The following is a 17,146-nucleotide window of genomic DNA, read 5'->3' as shown; positions in this document are numbered from 1 at the left end:
TCCAAAGCGGGATGACCGGGCGGGTCGTCGGGCACGGCCACGGGCTCATCGGTCGAGGAAATAGACTATGCCACCACCCGCCCGCACCCGAGGGCGGCCCCGCCGGCGCCACCCCGCCGGCGCGCCCCGCCGCATGGCCGAACGATGGGACCCGCATGCCCCGCCCCGCCCTCCTCGCCGTCGTGGTCGTCAACTACGGATCCGCCGACCTCGTGCGCGAGAACGTGCTGGCGCTCGTCGAGCGCCTCGACGACGCGCTGCTCGTGGTCGTCGACAACCGCACGACCGACGCGGAGCGGGAGCGCGTGCGGTCGCTCGCGGCGCACCCGTCGACGCGCGTGCACGGCGTCTACCCCGACGGCAACACGGGCTTCGGCACCGGCATGAACATCGGCGTCGACGCGGCCCGAGCGCTCGGCGCACGCGAGTTCCTGCTGCTCAATCCCGACGCGACCATCGCGCCCGACCAGCTGGCGGTGCTCCGCGGCGTGGTCGCGACCGACCCCCTCGCGCTGGTGGCGCCGCTCATCCTCCGGCCCGACGGGAGCACGTGGTTCCGCGGATCCGACCTCTACCTCGCCGACGGCCGGATCCGCTCGGCCGCCCGCCGCGCGCAGCACCCCGGCCAGGCCACCGAGCCGTGGCTCACGGGCGCGTGCCTCCTGGTGACCGACGAGCTGTGGACCCGCGTCGGCGGCTTCTCCGACGACTACTTCCTGTACTGGGAGGACGTGGACCTCTCGCGCAAGGTCGTGGAGGCGGGCGGACGCTTGCGGGTCGTGGAGGACGCCGTGGCCGTGCACGCGGAGGGCGGCACGCAGAGCGCCGGCCACGAGAGCGCGGGCCAGGCGAAGTCGGGCACGTACTACTACCACAACATCCGGAACCGGCTCCTCTACGGGGCCAGGCACCTCGACGCGGCGGCGCTCCGCAGGTGGCGCCTGCTCACGCCCGTGATCGCCTACGAGGTGCTGCTGCAGGGCGGGCGGCGGCAGTTCGCGCACCCGGTGGCGCCCGTGTCGGCGGCCGTGCGGGGGATCCGCGACGGCCTCCGGCTCTCCGGCGGCTGGCGCGCGGTGCCCTCCCCCGCGCCGACGACCGCGGCGTCCGCCGGCCCGGTCGCGCCCGCCTCCTCGCTCGTGGTCGCGATCCTCACCTACCGGCGCCCCGACGACATCCGCGCGGTGCTCCCGCTCGTCGCCGCGCAGGCCGCGGAGCTGCGGGAGGCCGCGGAGTCCGACCCCGCGCTCCCCCGCGCCGTGCGGATCGTCGTGGTCGACAACGACCCGGCGGGCGGCGCGGGCGAAGCGGTCGAGGACGCCGCCGCGGACTCCCCCGTCCCGATCGCCTACGTGCACGAGCCGACGCCCGGCATCTCCGCCGCCCGCAACCGCGCGCTCGATGCCGCGGCCGAGGACGACCTCCTCGTGTTCCTCGACGACGATGAGCGGCCGGATCCGGGCTGGCTGGCCGCCCTCGTCCGCGCCCGTCAGGCGACGGGCAGCGCGGGCGTCGCGGGACCCGTGCGCAGCGAGCACGAGGTCGAGCCCGACGCGTGGGTGCAGGCCGGCGGGTTCTTCGTGCGCCGCCGCCCCGCGACCGGCACGCGCCTCGAGGTCGCCGCGACCAACAACCTCCTGCTCGACCTCCGCGCCGTGCGGGCGGCGGACTTGCGCTTCGACGTGGACCTCGGCACGCAGGGCGGCGAGGACACGCTCTTCACGCGCCAGCTCGTCGCGTCCGGCGGCCTCCTCACCTGGTGCGCCGAGGCGGGCGTCGTCGACGTCGTGCCGCGCGCCCGCACCACGCGCCGCTGGGTGGTGCTCCGCGCCTTCAGCAGCGGGAACTCGTGGAGCCTCACCTCCGTCGCGCTCGCCCCGGCCTCCCCCGTCGCCCGCACGCGGATCCGCGCCTCGGCCACCGCGCGCGGGCTCGTGCGGGCGCTCGGCGGCACCGGGCGGATCGCGGTGGGCGCCGTCACGGGCAGCGTCGCGCACCGCGCCCAAGGCACCCGCACGCTCGCGCGCGGCGCCGGCATGGTCGCGGGCGCGTTCGGCTGGTCGTACCAGGAGTACGCGCGGCGCGACTGAGCGGATCCGCGCGGCCGGTCCAGCGGCGGCCTCCCCTGGACGGGGGTCTCGTCGGCACGCGATGCCGGACGTACGATGCCAGGGCAGAAGACCCGGAATCCTGCGTCGGTCGACCACCCATCGCCCGCCCGCCCCGCGCCGCCGACCCGCCCTGGTCGTCGGGCCCGTCTTCCGCCGTACCCGACGAGCGAAGAAGGCCATGCCCGCACCCGACAGCACCCCGTCCGACCTGCGTCCGCGCCGCGAGCGCCGCGCCCGCAGCCGCCGCACCACCGTCGTCGTGATCGGCGCCGCCTCCGTCCTGGCGGTCGCCGCCGTGGTCGGCACGGTCGTGGTGAACGGATCCGGATCCGAGGCCCCCGCGGCCGCCGCAGACACGAAGGACTGGTCGGAGGTCGCCCCCACCGCGGGCGCCACCGAGGCCCCGGCCCCGCTCCCCGACGGCGACACCCGCGCGCTCGGCCAGGAGGTGGCGACCACCGTCGGCCTCGACGAGACCGCGACGTTCCCCGGCTCGATCCAGGCGCGCATCGTCTCCGTCACGCCGACCAGCACCGACGGCGGACGCGTGGGCGAGCTGAGCGGCGACGCGGTCGACGTGCGGCTCGAGCTCGTCAACGTCACGGGCGAGGCCGTCGCGGTCGACTCCGTGGCCGTCAACGTGTTCTACGGCGCCGACCGCACGCCTGCGACGCCCGCGGACTCCGACACCGTGATCCGCGGCTCGCTCGCGCCCGGCGCCTCGGCGACCGGCGACTACGTGTTCAGCGTGCCCGCCGCATCGGCCGACGCGATCAGCGTGGTCGTGGCGCGCGACGCCGGGTCGCCGGTGGTCGTGTTCCAGTAGCGGCGACGCTGCGGTCGGTCGTGGAGTCCGGCGCTCCACGGTCGCCATGGCCTCGTGCGCCCGGAGGCTGACGACCACCCGCCTGCGTGCCGCGTCGTCCTCGGCCGGGAGCAAGTCCGCGCGCGACGCGGCCATCCATGCTGCAGGCGACGGCCGGGCAGAGCCCCTTCGAGGCTCGCGTGCGCCTGATGGTCAGATCCCGGATGACGGCGCTGCTCGTCGCCGTGCGATCTGTGCGAAAGTGCGGCTATCCCCCACCGCGTTCGGCCGCTACCACCATCGTCACGTCGGGAGGGCGGCCCGTACGGTGAGGCCGTGAACATCGTGACCGCCATCTGGACCTCCGCCGTCGACCTGCTGATCGACGCTGTGCTGGGTCTCGCTTGGGTCGTGATCCTCGTCACCCTGCTCGCCACCGGGATCGGAACGCTCCCCGCGGCCGGACTCGGGGTGCTCGTGCTCGCCGCCACCGCCGTGATGATCCGCGGCATCGGCAAGGTCGAGCGGACCCGGACGGCTGCCGTCCACGGGATCGCGATCACGCCGCCCACCCGCCGGCGCACGCGGGTCACGAGCAGCTGGCGCTTCCTCGCGCAGCCGCTCCTCGACCTGATCGACCCGGTGACCTGGCGTCAGCTCCTCCATCACGCGCTGAGCATGATCCTCGGCCTCATCTTCCTGACGATCCTCTTCGCGGTGCCGCAACTCACCGTCACCGTCGCCGCGGGGGAGCTTCCCGGCGTGCCCGGCGGGACGGTTCCGGGCGTGGTCGTCGCCCTGCTCTTCACGGTGCTCCTGCTCCTCTACGTGTGGGGTGCCGGCACGCTCGACCGGGCGGCCTCCCCCGCGCTTCTCGGCACCAGCCGCACGGCCGCCCTGGAGAGCCGGGTCGACACGCTGACCGAAGCCCGGCAGGGGGCCGTCGACGCCGCGTCCACCGAGCGGCTCCGCATCGAGCGCGACCTGCACGACGGTGTCCAGCCCCGGCTCGTGGCCCTCGCGATGACCCTCGGCATGGCCCGCTCCCGCATGGACAGCGACCCCGTTGCAGCCCGCGAGCTCCTCGACCAGGCGCACCGCGACGCGAAGGACTCCATCACCGAGCTGCGTCAGCTGGCCCGCGGCATCCACCCGGCCGTGCTCACCGACCGTGGCCTCGACGCCGCCCTCTCCGCCGTCGCCTCCCGCAACGCCGTCCCCACGACCGTCCGCGTGGACCTCTCCACCCGCCCCCGCCCCGAGGTCGAGGCGGTGCTCTACTTCGCCGTCGTCGAGGCCCTCACCAACGTCGCCAAGCACTCCGGCGCGGGCCGATGCTCCGTCGCGATCGACGAGGTGCCGGGTGGGATCCGCGCCGTGATCTCCGACGACGGCCGCGGCGGGGCGACCCGCGACGGGAACCCCGGCGGCGGCCTCGGCGGCATGCACGACCGCGTGCGCGCCGCCGGCGGCACACTGACCACCTCGAGCCCCGCAGGCGGCCCGACCGACGTGACCGTGGAGGTCCCGTGCGCATCGTGATCGCCGAGGACTCCGTCCTCCTCCGAGCCGGCCTCGTCCGACTCCTCACCGACGCCGGGCACGAGATCGTGGCCGCCGTCGCCGACGCGTCCACGCTCCTCGCGGCCGTCGACCGCGAACGCCCCGACCTCGCCATCGTCGACGTGCGGATGCCGCCGACCTTCACCGACGAGGGCATCCGCGCCGCGGTCCTCATCCGCGCGCAAGACCCGGACGCCGCCGTGCTCGTGCTCTCCCAATACGTCGAGGAGCGCTACGCCGCCGACCTCATCGCTTCCAACTCCGCTGGGCTCGGCTACCTGCTCAAGGACCGCGTCGCCGAGGTCGACGAGTTCCTCATCGCCGTCGCCGACGTCGGGGCCGGCGGCACGGTCTTCGACCCGGAGGTCGTCGCGCAGATCGTCGTACGATCCCGCCGCTCCGACGGAGTCGACGCCCTGTCGCAGCGCGAGGCCGAGGTCCTGCAGCTGATGGCCGAAGGACGCTCGAACAGCGCGATCGCCGACGCGATCCACGTCTCGGAGAGCTCGATCGAGAAGCACGTCTCGGCCATCTTCACGAAGCTCGACCTCCCGCTCGAGAGCACCGGCAACCGCCGGGTGCTCGCCGTCCTGCGGTACCTGGCGCGCGTCGCCGACCCGCGCGGCTGACCCGCGCATCCCGCTCCCTCCTCCGACAGAAGGCCGCCATGACCACCACCGCCCCTCCCGAGACCGCCAGCGGCCCGACGGCGCCCCGACCGGACCGGGCCCTCCGCGTGGCGCTGATCGCGACCGGATCCGCAGCGCTCGTCCTGGTCGCCGGCATCGCCATCAGCCAGGCCGTCAGCGCCGCGGAGCGGGTCGACGGCTCCCAGGACAGCGCCGTGGCGGACCCGTTCGACCGCCTCGGGGTCGAAGCCGGAGACGCGGACGTCACCGTCCGCTACGGCGACGTCGAGCAGGCCCACATCGACTTCACCGCGGGCGACACCGGCCTGACCGAGACCCACGCCGTCGACGACGGGCAGCTCCTCATCAAGCTCAGCAGTCCCGCGTGGCGACCCTTCGACCTCTCCCTCGGTGCCACGGAAGGCGCCACCATCGACGTGCTGCTCCCCGAAGCGGACCAGGGCCTCCCGGCACTGGAAGTGCAATCGACGACCGGCGACATGGACGTCTCCGGCTTCTTCGGTGACACCACCCTCACCAGCACAGACGGCGACATCCTCATCACCGGCGCCACCGCGGACCTCACCCTCGGGACCGCGGCCGGCGCCATCGACGCGCGGAACGTCTACGTCGCCGGCGAGCTCCTCGCCACCAGCACCGCGGGGGAAGCCCGACTCATCCTCGACGACGCACCATCGGCCATGACCGTGGAGACCGCCGGCGACCAGCTCATCCGCATCCCGGTCGGCGCCTACGACATCCGGACCAGCGCGCCGATGGGAGAGGCCACCAACACGCTCGGCAGCGACCCGGACTCCACCTACCCGTACCGGTTCTCCAGCGCGTCCGGCGACATCGTCATCACGCAGAGGCGCTGAGTCCGTCCGCACAGAAAGGGTCCGACCGGGGATCGGGTGTCGGGACCCTCTTCCCTCAGGCAGGCGCATCGGAGCTCGATACTGATGCCATGGCATCGCCGCTCGTCTCCGACATCGCCCACTCCGGCCTCACCGTGGCCGACCTCGACGACGCGTTGGTGCTGTGGTGCTCCGGTCTCGGGTTCGTGCTAGAGCGCACCTTCACGCTCGACGTGGACGTCACGGCGGCGACCACCGGCGTCCGTGGAGCCGTGATCCGCGCAGCGACGGTGGCACTCGGCCCCCACCGGGTGGAGCTGCTGCAGTACGACCCGCCCCGACTGCCCGAGTCCGCCGGCTCGCCCGCACAGGTCGGCGTGGTGCACATCGCGCTCACGGTCTCCGACCTCGATCGTGTGCTCGAGCTCTGCGCTGGGCACGGCTGGAGACCAGTCGGGACACCGCACTTGATGACCGGTGGCGCCCGAGCCGGCACACGCGTCATCTACCTCGAGGGTGCCCTCGGTGGATTCCTCGAGCTGATCGCGCCCCCACACCTCCCGTAGTCCGCGTCGGCCATCGGATCTCGTCTGGTCCTCGATGTCTCGACCACCGGATGCCGCCCGGACGCGCGCCATAGGGAGCCGTACGACGCTCGCTCGCAGCGTCCGGCAAGGGATCCCCCACCGGATGGCTGAGGTAGCTCTTGCGCGCGCCACTCTCCAGTCAGGGCTTCCGCGAGCCAGCGCTACGGTCAGGGCATGCGACGCGATCAGCCAGATGCCGAGGTGCCCTACGGGCTCTTCCTGATCGGAGGGGCCCTCATCGTCCTCCTGTCTCCGTTCATGCTGCTCTCGCAGCACTGGCCGTCGTTCTTCACGGCACCGTGGCAGCTCGCGCTGCTGCTCTTCGCCGTCGGAGCGCTCCTCGTCGGCTTGGGCCTCGACCTGCGCCGCCGGAACGGGCCGCCCTTCTAGTCCCCGCCGGGCAGGCGTCCGGCAAGGGATTGCCTGCCGGACGCTCGCGGCGCCGCAGGCATCGGCTGCTGACCCACGTCACGCGGTAGCTCAGCGTCGGCCCGTACGCAGCACCCTCGGGGCACGGAGAAGAGCGACGAGCGCGAGCACGATCCCGGCGAAGTGCGCGACCGCGACGGGCCCGGTGACGAGGAACGCGGTCCCGGCCGCAGTCACACTCGGCCCTGCCATGGTCACGACGAGAGCCCCGACCGAGTAGGCCACGTGGACGAACACGCACACGATCGAGGCCGCCCACCAGGCCGGCCACCGCACGAGGAGCGGTGGCACGGCGATCAGCACCCATATGGCTGCGCTGATCAGGAAGCCGATCGATCCAGCGTTCGTGAAGGCGAGGAGCGCGAAGACGGTGAACGGAGCCGCGATGACGGCGACAGCAAGCTGCAACGACTTCGACGGCAGGGACAAGCTGGGGCGGATCGCCCGCCCCCGACGCATCGTCTGCTCATCCAGCGCCGACCGGGCGATCGCCGACGGGGCACCCAAGGACTCGACGGCGAAGTGCCCCTCGTCGAGGGCCATGTGCTCCTCGATGCCGTCGAGGATGTCCCGTGCGGATCGTCGCGGCAGCACGGCCAGCTCCCGCCGGAGATCGGCGGCGTAGTCGCCCTGCGCGGCAGTGATGATGGCGGTCGTCATGGGTGAGTCTCCAAGAGGTCGTCGACTGTGGTGCGGAACGGCGCCCAGGCGGCCCGGAAGTCCTCGAGCCGCGCTCGGCCGCTGTCGGTGAGCGAGTGGTACCGCCGCTGACGCCCCTCGCGCGGATCGGTGAGCTCGGAGGTCACCAGACCGGCGTCGCGAAGCCGGAGCAGGAGCGGGTACACCGTCCCCTCCCCTGCCAGCAGGCCCTTCCCGCTCAAAGACAGTGCCAGGCTGCGGCCGTACTGCGGCTCACCCGCCAGCGCTGCGAGCACGCAGAACTCCAGGACGCCCTTGCGGAGGTTCGTCAGGATCTTCTCGGCATCGCTCGCCATGACGCCAGCATGCCTTGCGACGCAAGGCATTGCAATGTCCACCTTAGAGAAGCAGCCCCGCCGTCAAGGGTCCGGTGAGGGATCCCTGGCCGGACGGCGGCCGCAGACTCGTGCGATCTGGGGCTCAGCGCAGTACGTGTCGGACATCGGCGAGGGCAGGTTTGAGGGATCGGCCGCGTGCTGGACATGTAGGTAGTGAGAACAGCCAACGATGGAGGCATCATGACCCGCGACCCGATCGACGAACTCCTCGATAGCTCCGCACCGCCGACACGACCGGCCGCGAAGCACGATCTGGACGCCATGATCGCCGAGGCTCGCCAGTCGGCACCACGCGCTGCCCGCTCCCGCGTCCTCGTCGCGGCGGGTCTCGCGGCCGCCTTCACCTTCGGCGGAGTGGGCATCGCTGCCGCTACCGATGGACTCTCGTGGGCACCGTGGGCTCAGGACCCGATCGGCGCCGTGCAGTTCACTATGGGCAACGGCTTCCAGTGCGAGCTGCGATTCTCCGAGTACACGAAGGGCCGCGACGCGAGCTTCCAACGTGAGGTCAACGGCATTCTGGAGCACTGGTACCGATCCACGGACGTGCTCCCCATCGTGCAGGCGATCGTTCCCACCAGACTTGCCGGTCTCGACCCCGAGGACCTGGAGATCGGGATCGGCGAAGCCGGCGAGGTGCTGCCACCCGGCGAGGCCGAGCGGCGCGAGTGGAGCCGCCAGTGGTTGGCCTGGGACCTCGCGGTCGGCGACGCGGAGTCGCACGAGCTCGCAGCCCACGGCATCCAGCCCGACGACGAACGCTTCGCCGGGAGCGAGAGAAGCGGCCAGATTCAGTGTCGCGACGAGAACGGCGAGCCCTACGCGCTCGGTCCCGCGTCGTGATCCGAGAACGCGCGCGCATCACCTCCGCACTGACGCGATCCTCCGGGGACCTCCTGGCGTACCTCCAGCGCCGTGCCGGGCTCGATGAGGCCCCCGATCTGCTCGGCGAGACGATGGTCGTCGCCGGGCGCCGAATCGACGACCTGCCCGACGATCCCGATCAGGTGCGCATGTGGCTCTTCGGGATCGCTCGCACCACACTCCTCAACCACGTTCGAGGAGAACGCCGCCGATGGGCGCTTGCCGACCGCATCCGCGGGAACGCGGCCACGGAGGCCACCTCGCCCGCAGCCGACCACGGCGCCGAGGTGAGAGACGCCGTGGCGCGCCTCGACGCCGACCTCGTCGAGCTCGTACAGCTCGTGCACTGGGAGGGGATGACGATCACTCAAGCCGCTGCGCTCGTCGGCGTCTCGGAATCGACTGCGCGCATTCGCTACGCCCGTGCGAAAGAGCAACTTCGCGTGACCCTCGAGGTTCCCACCAGCTGAGGCGCCACACAGCCCTGACGCCGCACGCCCTACTTAGGGCCCTGTGCGCCGGTCCGGTAGGCAATCTCTTACCGGACCGGGTTGGATCTACTGCGCGAGTTGGTGCTTGAAGTGGCGTCGGATGGCTGTTGCGGTGACGAGCCCGAGCGCGGTCACGATCGCGGTCGCGAGGAAGACGGCGCTGGTGCCGGCGGTGCCGCCGAGCCATCCGGCGAGGATGGGGCCGGCGACCTGGCCGATGTACTGCGCTGAGACGTTGTAGCCGAGTACCAGCCCGACGCTCGTGTCGGGGAGAAGCCGGCGGATGGTCGCAACGACGGTGGGGGTGATGCCGCCCAGGGCGACTCCGGTGAGGAATCGCAGGATTGCGAACATGATCAAGTTGTCCGCGAACGACTGCGCGGCGAGGAAGATCGTTGCGGCGATCAGGCTCATGGTGAGGACCTGCATGTGCCCGATCCGGTCGGCCAGTTTGCCGAGGTTTGGACCGGAGAGGATCGTGCCGAACGCCGTGAGGGAGAACACCACGGCCGCGTAGATGGCCACGTTGTCGGTCGAGCCGGTGAGGGTACGAACGTGCTCCGCGATGATCGGCTCGACGGAGATCGTCGCGAACATGAGCAGCGTCGACAGGCTCAGCAGAGCGAGCACCGGCAGCTTGTGCGGCACGGCGGCCCAAGAGCCCGACCGCTTCGGCTTCGCGGCTCCCGAGCCTGACCGCGGGAGCTCCTTGAGGAACAGGGTCGTGCCGAGGAAGGCGATGAAGATCAGCCCGCCGGTCGCAAGAAACGCTCCCTGCACGCCGACGGTCTGCGCGAGGGTTCCGCCGATCAGAGGGCCCGCGATGGTGCCGGCCATGATGGCGGACGAGAGAACGCCCAGTGCCCACGCGGACCGGTCCTTCGGGGTCTGGGCTGCGACGAGGATGGTCGATCCGGAGGCGTAGCCGCCGAGCAGGCCAACCAGCAGGCGCAGCAGCACGAGCTGCGTGACGTCCTGCGCCAGGCCGATGAGTGACATAGCGATCGCCATTCCAAGGCTCGCGCGGATCAGCATCGGCTTCCGGCCGAACCGGTCACCGAGGTACCCCCACAGCGGCGCCGTCAGTGCCGCGGTCAGGAACGTCGCGGCATACGCGATCCCCGACCAGAGGGTCACGGCCGCCGGGTCCTCGACGCCGAGGTCGCGGACGTAGAGGGGAAGGATCGGCAGGATCAACGTCATGCCGATGATGGTCGTGAACGATCCGAGCGCGCACACGAGAAGATTGCGGCGCCAGATCTGGGACGTGTCCGAGGCTGATCTGAGAGAGGTCATGGGTGCTCCGAGAGTGAGGGGCCCCACAGGCTGCGCCTTCGCCTTAGTGGTAACCCGAACTGGTATCCTCGAATGGTATACCGAAGGAGAGTTATGACCCGTACGAGCGAGAGCGGCGCCTATCCGGGACTGCGGGCAGCGATCCTGTCGTTGGACCTGGTGCCGGGAGAGAAGTTAAGTGAGCGAGGGCTCGAGTCCTTGCTCGGGGCATCACGCACCCCGATCCGAGCCGCTCTGATGCGCTTGGAGAACGAGGGGCTCACTCAACGATCGGGTCGAGGGTGGCAGGTCACTCCGATCGATCTAGCCGAGGTTCGAGCCGTGATGGAGTACCGGGAAGCGGTTGAGACCGCAGCTGTTGCTCTTGCTGTTGAGCGTGCAGGTGATGAGGAACTGGCTGCGCTTCGCGCTCTCATCGACACGCCCGTGGGCGACGACGACGAGGAGACCGGACTTCGGGACGGCGGTGACTTCCACGTGGCCCTCGCCCGGTTGTCTCGCAACAAATTCCTGGCCGACGCGATGAGTGGTGCGTTGACCCGGCTCAGCCGGACGCGGTGGCTTGAAGTGCGGACCGCCGAGTCCCGTGCACACGCTCGCGCGGAACATCTGGAGATCATCGCCGCAGTCCGATCGAGGGACCCCGAGAAGGCAGCAGCGCTTGTCGTGTCCCACAGCCGAGGAACCCGCGACCGCCTGCTGGGCTACTTGTCCGACGAACGGCGCCGGCTCCGCGGTCGCGGATTCGCGATCATCGAGTCGTCCACCACTCCGCCACCCCTGGTCGCTGTCTGACCGTCCGGTGGCGTCTCGATAGGGGATCCCTCTCCGGACACGGAAATCGGTCCTGTACCGTCGCGGCATGGCGATGCACACAGACGAGCTCCACGTCGACGCAGCGACAGCACGCCGCCTTATCGCCGAGCAGTTCCCCCAGTGGAGCCGCCTCCGTGTGCGCCCCCTCACGACCGACGGCACCGTCAACGCCATCTACCGGATCGGCGACGAGCTCACCGCACGATTCCCCCTCCACACGGCGGACCCGGCGGCCATCGGCGCCGAACTCATCCGGGAGGCGAGCGCGATGCGAGAGCTGCACGACAGCTGCCCCTTCCCGACGCCGACCCCGATCGCCGTCGGGCGTGGCGGACACGGCTATCCCCTGTCCTGGTCGGTGCAGTCCTGGCTGCCCGGAGACGTCGCATCTCCGACGGCAGTCGCCGACTCGACCGCCTTTGCTCTCGACCTCGTGACGCTCATCCGAGCGCTACGTGCCACGGACACGCGTGGTCGGGCGTTTACCGGGACCGGCCGCGGCGGACACCTCCCGGCATCCGACGCCTGGATGGAGACCTGCCTCACGAACAGCGCCGGGTTCCTGCCGGTCGATCGGCTCCGTGCTCTCTGGGGCTGGTTCCGCACTCTGCCACCAGCGGGCCCGGACGTGATGACCCACGGCGATCTGACTCCCGGCAACGTCCTCATCGAGGACGAACGCCTAGTGGGTGTCCTCGACGGAGGCGGCTTCGGGCCGGCCGACCCGGCCCTGGATCTCGTCGCCGCATGGCACATGCTCGACGCGGACGCTCGCACGCTCCTCCGGAGCGAGCTCGACAGCGGAGACGTCGAATGGCATCGCGGTGCGGCGTGGGCCTTCGAGCAGGCGATGGGCGCCGCTTGGTACTACCGCGAGTCCAATCCGGGCATGAGCACTCTCGGCCGGACCACGCTGGCTCGCATCCTCGACGACACGAGCATCGCCGCCGCGGCCGGCTACTAACTCGACGCCTCCTCCAGACAGCCTCCCCTCCGCCCGAGCCTCGCCAGATCCCTGCCGGATGCTCGGAGAATGGCGGCATGCGCAGGCGCTATGACCCCACGACGGACCTCTGGTGCCCCCTGTCCGTCGACGAGGTCCGCCCTGTCCTTGCGGGCTCCCGGGCGTGGCTCTCCGGCGGCGTCGCTCTCGACCTCTGGCTCGGCATCACCTCCCGCCCTCACGGTGACATCGACATCAGCGTCCTCGCCGACGACTGGCCCCGACTCGCCGCCATGCTGCCCGCTGGACTCCGCCCGTATGCCGCCCAGTCCGGATGGCTGACGCCGCTGGATGAAGCGACGACGGACGAACCGATCGAGAATATCTGGTGCCTCGACGAACTCCGCGGCGCCTGGCGCCTGCAAGTGAACTTCGAGACCGGCGACACGGAACGGTGGACGTACCGGCGGGACCCCGGGATCCACCGGCCCTGGTCGGAGGCGGTCATCGACGTCGACGGGGTGCGTGTGGTCGCCCCGGCCGTGCAGCTCCTCTGGAAGAGCCTGAGCCCCGAGCCGAAGGACGATGCCGACCTACGGATGGTCAACCCTCTGCTTCCCGCCGTCGAGCGGGCGTGGCTGGCCGACTCGATCGCATCAGCCCATCCCGATTCGCGATGGCTCCGGCCGGTCCGGTAGGGGATGGCTACCCGGACGGACACCCATTCACCCCAGCGCGGGCGCCGGCTGGATCTTGCGACGCTCCGCGATACGGGCGAGCACGGACTCCGTGTCCTGCCGGGCGAGGAGCACGGCGGCGGGGCCTGTCGGGATCGTGTCGGCCGGGCGCTTGATGGTGACGCTGAGCGCACGGCCGCGGAAGCGGACGATCGACGCAGAGCTCGACGGCAAGTAGTCGACGTAGGCGCACACCTCGTCGACGTCGACGAGCCGCCACCACCCGATCCACTCGGCTGAGTCCACGACGTCGCCCAGGCGGTCCATCTCGTCGAGGTACTCCTGCGGAACCTCGTTCGTCGGGCCTCCCCCGCCCCAGTAGACCTGGATGTGGTCGTCCGGCTGCTCGACGAAGCGGAACCCGATCGCCCTCGCCTGCCCCGTCGGCTCGATGGGTAAGGGCTCTCGTTGACCGCCGCGTACCTCGATGGACCCTGTCTCCGCGTCGAGCGCGAAGCTCCCGCGGTCGCCCAGGATGATGCCAGGGACCGACACCCCTTCCATGGTCGTGCTCGACGTCCACCGCAGACTCCGGGCCGCGCGGTGGAAGTGCCAGTACGTGGATCCACCGATGATCTCGTCCGAAAGTCGCGACGACCGCTCGCCGCGCAGCTCCTCCACCTCGACCCGGAGCCGGAGGAAGCCGTCGTCGCGGAGGACACCGACCAGCCGCATCCGGCGGGACCGGCTGCGGTCCTGCTTCCACGGGCCGTACCGCGGGATCTCGTAGTCATCGCGACGGGCGGCGTCGGCAGCGCGGTCCACGGCGGCAGGGTCGCCGCCGCGACGCGCCACCAGCCGCTTCAAGGTCTCCCGCCACATCAGCAGCACCAGCGCATCCCTCGCGCGGACGCTGAGGTCGTGGAAGCCCGCCGGGACACCGACGTGCGCGATGTCCTCCCCACCGGCCATGTAGTCCGAGATCTCGACCTCGAGGTCACCGCTCGCGGACGGCTCACCGGGCACCAGCCGGATGCTCGCGAACGGCGTCGTGATGCTCTCTTCCGCGAGGCATTCGCCGAGGAGCTCCGTGACCTTCTTCGACCCACGCAGGAGCGCGTCCATCTCGAGGACCGGCGCGTGCGGGTCATCGTCCATCTCCGGCGGGCACCACCGGCTATCCGGCCAGCCGGTGTCCGGCCACATGTGCACGTCTCTCAGCGTCGGCGCCATCTGCTGATCATGGCAGCGACAGCCGTCTAGGTCGCGCCCCGCCGCTGTCCGGTAGGCGATCGCTCCCGGTCGCCTAGCCGCGCGAATCGCCGGGAGGTTCATCGGCCGGCGGTTCGCCGCCTGCGCGCTCGCCCTTCATGCCAGGACGGACGGTCTAGACGACCCTCGCAACCGGCCAGCATCCTTCGCGACGGCCGCACGTCCGCAGCCTCTAAGCGCGTCGCAGCCAGCACCCTCGCGCAGACCAAGAGCAGCAGGTAGGGCCGCTGCCTCACCGGACGAACGCGACGACGACCCGCTGCATTTCGCCCCCTCCCCTGTGGGGAGGGGGCGCCGGCGCCGCTGTACCTACGGTGCGTCTACACCGCGGCCGTCACGCGAGGTGTCCCGCACCCCTTGGGTTGCGAGACGAGCTGGTTGCGCTAAGCCCCGCATTCACTGCACGACGAAGGTCAGGCCGACTCGACTAGGCGTCGCGCTCCGTGAGCAGCGTCCGGAATATTTGCGCGAGCGGGCCCGCCAGTTCCTCTGCGGTGGCGGTCGCGACGGGCTGTACCGCCGCGGAGGTACGGAGCATCACCACTCCCGTCATCGTCGCGATGGTGAGCTGAGCCCGCAGGAGTATCGAGGCGGTGCGGGCATCGTCGTCGTGCCAGCCCGCGGCCCTGGCGATGCTCTGAGTGAAGTGCTCGAGGGTCCTGCGACGGATGCGGTCGGCGTTCTCATCTCCCGAAGAGCGCAGCAGCAACAGCAGTTGAAGCGGATCGTCTTCATCCGGGGTGTTCGCGACGTGAGTGATGAGGCGGTCGATCAGGCCATCCAGGTCGGCTGCACGTGGCGATGCATATATCTCGAGCTCATCGAAGGTGCACAGCATGCAGGCCTCGAACAGGCCTTCCTTGGACTCGAAGTACCGATTGATCAGTGCCACGTTGACCCCGGCGTCGCCGGCGATCTGCCTGACCGTCGTGGCTCGGTAACCGTCGGTCGCGAACCTGCGCCGAGCTGCCCCCACCAATGCGCGGCGAGTTGCTGCCCCGCCCCGTTCCGGGCGCTGCAGTTCGTCCTCGTCGGAGAGCGGGAGCTTGGGGAGTGCCCTACTCCTTGTCTGGGTTTCGTAGCTCATGTCTCACATCCTCGACGCAACCGTAGCGCGTCCTGCGACCAGTGTAAACGCGTGTTGACACATGCCCCGGGAATGAGAAGACTCACTGGGTCAGCAGACGTTTACATTCTGAGGAGATTCATGTCCACCATCACCCACGGCTCTGCCACAGGCTCGGATCCAGCTCAGACCGGTCAAGATGCGGAGGCTCCTCGGCCCCGCGGCGCGCCGATCATCCTGTTCCTCTCGCTGGGAGGGTTGTCGTTCTCGGTACTGCAGTCGTTAGTCGCGCCGACGCTCGGCATCATCGGAGCGGACCTCGGCGTCGAGACGTCTGACGCGAGCTGGGTGCTCACGGCATACCTGCTCTCCGCCGCCGTGCTGACTCCGATCCTCGGGCGCCTGGGTGACATGGTCGGCAAGCGGAAGGTCATCATCGTCGTGCTCGCGCTGCTGCTGGTCGGCACGCTGCTCGCCGCGCTCGCACCGGACCTCGGCGTGCTGATCGTGGCGCGCATCCTCCAGGGTGCCGCTGGTGCCGTGATGCCGTTGTCGATCGGCATCGTGCGCGACGAGCTCCCGAGAGAGCGCGTGAGCGTGACCATCGGGCTCCTCTCGGCCATCTTCGGGATCGGCGCGGGCGTCGGCATCGTCGCGGCGGGACCGATCGTCGAGACGTTGTCCTGGCACTGGCTGTTCTGGCTTCCCGCGGTGCTCGTGCTGATCGCCCTGCTGGGCGCGATCTTCGGCATCCCGGAGTCCCCCGTGCGCACGCCGGGTCGCCTCGACATGCTCGGTACAGGCATCCTCTCCATCGGCCTCGTCGCCCTGCTCCTGGCCATCAGCGAGGGAGAGAAGTGGGGATGGGGTGACGGCAAGACCGTCGGGCTGCTCGGGCTCGGTGCCGTCGCGCTCGTCGTATTCGTGTTCGTGGAGCTCCGGGCGGCGAACCCGCTGATCGACGTCCGCCTGTTCCGACATCGTGGGGTCTGGACCGCACACATCGTGGCGCTTGCGTTCGGTTTCGCCATGTTCGCCACCTTCATCCTGGTGCCCACCTTGCTGCAGCTGCCCACCGTCCTCGGCTACGGGTTCGGCAAGTCCGTGAGCGAGGCCGGCCTCTACCTTCTGCCGACCGTGGTGGGGATGGTCGTATCCGGTGTCGTCGCCGGCATCCTGATCCGCCACATGGGGCCGAAGATCGCCATGGTCGTCGGCGGTGTCGCGGTGACTGCCGCATTCCTCATCCCCGCGCTCGGGCACGCGGAGGAGTGGCAGATCCTGCTGTCTGGCGTTCTCACCGGCATCGGCGTCGGCATGGCCCTCGCCGCCACCTCCAACGCCATCGTGGAGAGTGTCCCGGCCGCGCAGACCGGCGAAACCATCAGCGCCAATACGGTGATCCGGACCGTGGGAAGCAGCGTCGGCACGGCTGTCATAGCGGCGCTGATCTCCTCGAACATGACGGCACAGGGCGCTCCGACCGACGACGCGTTCACAATCGGATTCTGGGCCTCCGTCGGCGTCGGAGCCCTCGCGATCATCGCCGCGCTGGCCGCGCCGTCACTGCGTGCGCGCCGACGCGAAGCCATCGCAGCCGGAGTCGACGACTACGAGCCGCTCGAAGCGCACAGCAGCTAGGGCCCTCTTCAACCTTCGATGGCGGGACGCCTCGTTTGCCGGACGGGACGCCTTACAACCGA

General features: G+C 70.6%; 18 protein-coding genes and 1 pseudogene. 14 read left to right on the top strand and 5 right to left on the bottom strand.

Annotated features, from left to right (window positions below; all coding sequences use genetic code 11):
• Positions 1–155: 155 nt before the first annotated feature.
• The 7 genes from KYT88_RS04230 (at position 156) to KYT88_RS04200 (ending at position 6,942) form a co-directional block, all read left to right on the top strand.
• Entirely contained in the window at positions 156–2,090 is a 1,935-nt protein-coding gene (locus KYT88_RS04230) for a glycosyltransferase family 2 protein (protein ID WP_043584798.1), read from the top strand.
• Positions 2,091–2,289: 199 nt separating this feature from the next.
• On the top strand, positions 2,290–2,937 hold the full coding sequence (locus KYT88_RS04225; protein ID WP_043584796.1) for a hypothetical protein: 648 nt from the start codon (positions 2,290–2,292) through the stop codon (positions 2,935–2,937).
• Positions 2,938–3,252: 315 nt separating this feature from the next.
• Entirely contained in the window at positions 3,253–4,458 is a 1,206-nt protein-coding gene (locus KYT88_RS04220; RefSeq protein WP_051629272.1) for a sensor histidine kinase, read from the top strand.
• Entirely contained in the window at positions 4,446–5,108 is a 663-nt protein-coding gene (locus KYT88_RS04215) for a response regulator transcription factor (RefSeq protein WP_043584794.1), read from the top strand. The genes KYT88_RS04220 and KYT88_RS04215 overlap by 13 nt, the downstream gene beginning before the upstream one ends.
• A 38-nt stretch (positions 5,109–5,146) precedes the next feature.
• Positions 5,147–5,986 (top strand): DUF4097 family beta strand repeat-containing protein, encoded by an 840-nt coding sequence (locus tag KYT88_RS04210; protein ID WP_043584792.1) that lies wholly within the window; start codon positions 5,147–5,149, stop codon positions 5,984–5,986.
• An 89-nt stretch (positions 5,987–6,075) separates the two neighbouring features.
• Positions 6,076–6,531, top strand: coding sequence for a VOC family protein (locus KYT88_RS04205; protein ID WP_043584790.1), 456 nt, complete (start codon positions 6,076–6,078; stop codon positions 6,529–6,531).
• A gap of 195 nt (positions 6,532–6,726) precedes the next feature.
• Positions 6,727–6,942: a hypothetical protein gene (locus KYT88_RS04200; protein WP_147362298.1), complete on the top strand. Its 216-nt coding sequence runs from the start codon at positions 6,727–6,729 to the stop codon at positions 6,940–6,942.
• A 90-nt stretch (positions 6,943–7,032) separates the two neighbouring features.
• Here the strand turns inward: KYT88_RS04200 and KYT88_RS04195 are convergent, their stop codons facing one another.
• Both KYT88_RS04195 and KYT88_RS04190 read right to left on the bottom strand, forming a co-directional pair.
• Positions 7,033–7,641 carry a DUF1700 domain-containing protein gene (locus KYT88_RS04195; RefSeq protein ID WP_043584786.1) on the bottom strand — a complete coding sequence of 203 codons (609 nt, stop codon included), beginning with the start codon at positions 7,639–7,641 and terminating at the stop codon, positions 7,033–7,035.
• On the bottom strand, positions 7,638–7,976 hold the full coding sequence (locus KYT88_RS04190; protein ID WP_043584821.1) for a PadR family transcriptional regulator: 339 nt from the start codon (positions 7,974–7,976) through the stop codon (positions 7,638–7,640). Before KYT88_RS04190 ends, KYT88_RS04195 begins: the two co-directional genes overlap by 4 nt.
• A 222-nt stretch (positions 7,977–8,198) precedes the next feature.
• Here KYT88_RS04190 and KYT88_RS04185 point away from each other — a divergent pair, with 222 nt between their 5' ends.
• Positions 8,199–8,861 (top strand): hypothetical protein, encoded by a 663-nt coding sequence (locus KYT88_RS04185; protein ID WP_043584783.1) that lies wholly within the window; start codon positions 8,199–8,201, stop codon positions 8,859–8,861.
• Positions 8,858–9,352: an RNA polymerase sigma factor gene (locus KYT88_RS04180; RefSeq protein ID WP_043584781.1), complete on the top strand. Its 495-nt coding sequence runs from the start codon at positions 8,858–8,860 to the stop codon at positions 9,350–9,352. The genes KYT88_RS04185 and KYT88_RS04180 overlap by 4 nt, the downstream gene beginning before the upstream one ends.
• Before the next feature lie 87 nt (positions 9,353–9,439).
• On the opposite strand, the gene KYT88_RS04175 is transcribed toward KYT88_RS04180, so the two are convergent.
• Positions 9,440–10,669 (bottom strand): MFS transporter, encoded by a 1,230-nt coding sequence (locus KYT88_RS04175; protein ID WP_043584779.1) that lies wholly within the window; start codon positions 10,667–10,669, stop codon positions 9,440–9,442.
• Positions 10,670–10,741: 72 nt separating this feature from the next.
• Here KYT88_RS04175 and KYT88_RS04170 point away from each other — a divergent pair.
• From KYT88_RS04170 to KYT88_RS04155, 4 genes and pseudogenes are all read left to right on the top strand, one after another.
• Positions 10,742–10,945 (top strand): annotated as a pseudogene (locus tag KYT88_RS04170) (GntR family transcriptional regulator); the annotation flags it as partial.
• Positions 10,946–10,993: 48 nt separating this feature from the next.
• Positions 10,994–11,464, top strand: coding sequence for a FadR/GntR family transcriptional regulator (locus tag KYT88_RS04165; protein ID WP_237583854.1), 471 nt, complete (start codon positions 10,994–10,996; stop codon positions 11,462–11,464).
• A 67-nt stretch (positions 11,465–11,531) separates the two neighbouring features.
• Complete coding sequence (locus KYT88_RS04160; protein ID WP_043584774.1) at positions 11,532–12,449, top strand: aminoglycoside phosphotransferase family protein; 918 nt, start codon at positions 11,532–11,534, stop codon at positions 12,447–12,449.
• A gap of 77 nt (positions 12,450–12,526) precedes the next feature.
• Positions 12,527–13,126 carry a nucleotidyl transferase AbiEii/AbiGii toxin family protein gene (locus tag KYT88_RS04155; protein WP_051629271.1) on the top strand — a complete coding sequence of 200 codons (600 nt, stop codon included), beginning with the start codon at positions 12,527–12,529 and terminating at the stop codon, positions 13,124–13,126.
• Between the two features lie 27 nt (positions 13,127–13,153).
• On the opposite strand, the gene KYT88_RS04150 is transcribed toward KYT88_RS04155, so the two are convergent.
• On the bottom strand, positions 13,154–14,440 hold the full coding sequence (locus tag KYT88_RS04150) for a hypothetical protein (RefSeq protein WP_162178068.1): 1,287 nt from the start codon (positions 14,438–14,440) through the stop codon (positions 13,154–13,156).
• Positions 14,441–14,804: 364 nt separating this feature from the next.
• Positions 14,805–15,464, bottom strand: coding sequence for a TetR/AcrR family transcriptional regulator (locus KYT88_RS04145; protein ID WP_081840910.1), 660 nt, complete (start codon positions 15,462–15,464; stop codon positions 14,805–14,807).
• A gap of 120 nt (positions 15,465–15,584) precedes the next feature.
• On the opposite strand from KYT88_RS04145, the gene KYT88_RS04140 reads away from it, so the two are divergent.
• On the top strand, positions 15,585–17,084 hold the full coding sequence (locus KYT88_RS04140) for an MFS transporter (protein WP_081840909.1): 1,500 nt from the start codon (positions 15,585–15,587) through the stop codon (positions 17,082–17,084).
• Positions 17,085–17,146: the final 62 nt, after the last annotated feature.

Source organism: Clavibacter sp. A6099 (genome assembly GCF_021919125.1).
Taxonomy (GTDB): Bacteria; Actinomycetota; Actinomycetes; order Actinomycetales; family Microbacteriaceae; genus Clavibacter; species Clavibacter seminis.
Note: the sequence above shows the minus strand (reverse complement) of the source record. Positions and strands in the feature narration are given on the sequence as shown.

Coding starts and splice junctions, on each gene's coding strand:
- KYT88_RS04230 (WP_043584798.1), top strand. CDS start 156: ATGCCCCGCCCCGCCCTCCTCGCCGTCGTGGTCGTCAACTACGGATCC.
- KYT88_RS04225 (WP_043584796.1), top strand. CDS start 2,290: ATGCCCGCACCCGACAGCACCCCGTCCGACCTGCGTCCGCGCCGCGAG.
- KYT88_RS04210 (WP_043584792.1), top strand. CDS start 5,147: ATGACCACCACCGCCCCTCCCGAGACCGCCAGCGGCCCGACGGCGCCC.
- KYT88_RS04205 (WP_043584790.1), top strand. CDS start 6,076: ATGGCATCGCCGCTCGTCTCCGACATCGCCCACTCCGGCCTCACCGTG.
- KYT88_RS04200 (WP_147362298.1), top strand. CDS start 6,727: ATGCGACGCGATCAGCCAGATGCCGAGGTGCCCTACGGGCTCTTCCTG.
- KYT88_RS04195 (WP_043584786.1), bottom strand. CDS start 7,641: ATGACGACCGCCATCATCACTGCCGCGCAGGGCGACTACGCCGCCGAT.
- KYT88_RS04190 (WP_043584821.1), bottom strand. CDS start 7,976: ATGGCGAGCGATGCCGAGAAGATCCTGACGAACCTCCGCAAGGGCGTC.
- KYT88_RS04185 (WP_043584783.1), top strand. CDS start 8,199: ATGACCCGCGACCCGATCGACGAACTCCTCGATAGCTCCGCACCGCCG.
- KYT88_RS04175 (WP_043584779.1), bottom strand. CDS start 10,669: ATGACCTCTCTCAGATCAGCCTCGGACACGTCCCAGATCTGGCGCCGC.
- KYT88_RS04165 (WP_237583854.1), top strand. CDS start 10,994: ATGGAGTACCGGGAAGCGGTTGAGACCGCAGCTGTTGCTCTTGCTGTT.
- KYT88_RS04160 (WP_043584774.1), top strand. CDS start 11,532: ATGGCGATGCACACAGACGAGCTCCACGTCGACGCAGCGACAGCACGC.
- KYT88_RS04155 (WP_051629271.1), top strand. CDS start 12,527: ATGCGCAGGCGCTATGACCCCACGACGGACCTCTGGTGCCCCCTGTCC.
- KYT88_RS04150 (WP_162178068.1), bottom strand. CDS start 14,440: ATGAACCTCCCGGCGATTCGCGCGGCTAGGCGACCGGGAGCGATCGCC.
- KYT88_RS04145 (WP_081840910.1), bottom strand. CDS start 15,464: ATGAGCTACGAAACCCAGACAAGGAGTAGGGCACTCCCCAAGCTCCCG.
- KYT88_RS04140 (WP_081840909.1), top strand. CDS start 15,585: ATGTCCACCATCACCCACGGCTCTGCCACAGGCTCGGATCCAGCTCAG.